Genomic DNA, 1255 nt, shown 5'->3' with positions numbered 1-1255 from the left:
AGCTTATCGGACTCCTGCCGGTGCTGGTTTTCGTAGGCCATGGGGCTGAGGTGTCCGTTGGCGGAGTGCCGACGGCGGGTGTTGTAGCGGGTGAGCCACCGGAAGACGGTGCGTCGGCACAGTTCCGCTCCCGGGTAGTGGTGGGCGCCGCGCAGGGTCTCCCGCTTGAGGGTGGCGTGGAAGCTCTCGCAGGCGGCGTTGTCGGCGGAGGTGCCGACCGCGCCCATGGACTGGGTGACGCCCAACTCGCTGCACAAGTCGGCGAATTCACGCGATGTGTACTGGGCACCGTGATCGGAGTGGAAGACCGCGCCGCTCAGACCGCCGCGGGTGGCGGCTGCCATCCGCAGGGCGTCGGCGACGAGTTCGGTGCGCATGTGGGCGGCGACGGACCAGCCGACCACCCGGCGGCTGAAGCAGTCCAGGACAGTGGCCAGATAGAGGAACTGGCCGTCCCCGGTGGGGAGATAGGTGATGTCGCCCATGTACTTGACTCCGGGCGCCGGGGCGGTGAAGTCCCGCTGGAACAGGTCCGGGACCGGTGTCGCCGACGGCTCGGGGATCGTGGTGCGGACCCGTTTGCGCAGGCGTATGCCCTGGATGGAGAACGTGCGCATCACGCGGGCCACCCGTTTCTCGTTGATCTTCCGGCCGTCGGCGCGGAGCTCGGCGGTGATCCGCGGAGAGCCGTAGGCGCCGTCGGAGTCGGCGTGGACGGCGCGGATCTCTTCGGCCAGTACCCGGTCAGCGGCCTGCCGCGCGGTCCGCGCGTCGGCCCCGCCTTGCCACTTGTAGTAGCTGGAACGGTTCACGCCCAGCACCTGGCACAACCGCTTCACGCCGAAGGCGTCCCGGTGGTCGTGGACGAACTGGAAGCGGTTCACCAGTTCGTCTCGCCGGCGAAATACTTGGCCGCCTTGCGCAGGATGTCCCGCTCGGTGGCCAGCTTCCGCTCGCTCGCCTCAAGCTCGGCCACCCGGGCCTCCAGCTGCCGAATCCGCTCGTCGGGGTCGGCGGACGGTGCCGGCTGTCCCGCCCGGGCCGGCGCTGCCCCACCTGACCGAGCGGCCGCGGGGGCGACGCCGCGACGCTCCCGGTCCCGCAGCACCCACTCACGCAGCGTCGCCCTGTTAATGCCCAGGTCAGCGGCGATGCTCTTGTAGGTCGCCCCGGGCGTGGACTCGTACAGGGCCACGGCATCGGCCTTGAACTCGTCCGAGTAGTCCTTCATCGCCATCGGCGGTGTTCTCGCTTC

1 protein-coding gene is annotated in these 1255 nt (G+C 69.7%); it reads right to left on the bottom strand.

Annotated elements, in window-relative coordinates; all coding sequences use genetic code 11:
* A protein-coding gene (locus ACFSL4_RS37355) for an IS3 family transposase (RefSeq protein ID WP_381092572.1) occupies positions 1 to 1237 on the bottom strand; the annotation gives its coding sequence in 2 pieces (ribosomal slippage) (positions 1 to 895 and positions 895 to 1237; 1238 coding nt annotated over the 2 pieces). This gene is flagged as partial in the annotation.
* Between the last annotated feature and the right edge of the window lie 18 nt (positions 1238 to 1255).

The organism is Streptomyces caeni (genome assembly GCF_042678285.1).
Classification (GTDB): Bacteria; Actinomycetota; Actinomycetes; order Streptomycetales; family Streptomycetaceae; genus Streptomyces; species Streptomyces caeni.
The sequence above is the reverse complement of the archived record's forward strand: the minus strand, read 5'-3'. Positions and strand labels throughout refer to the sequence as shown.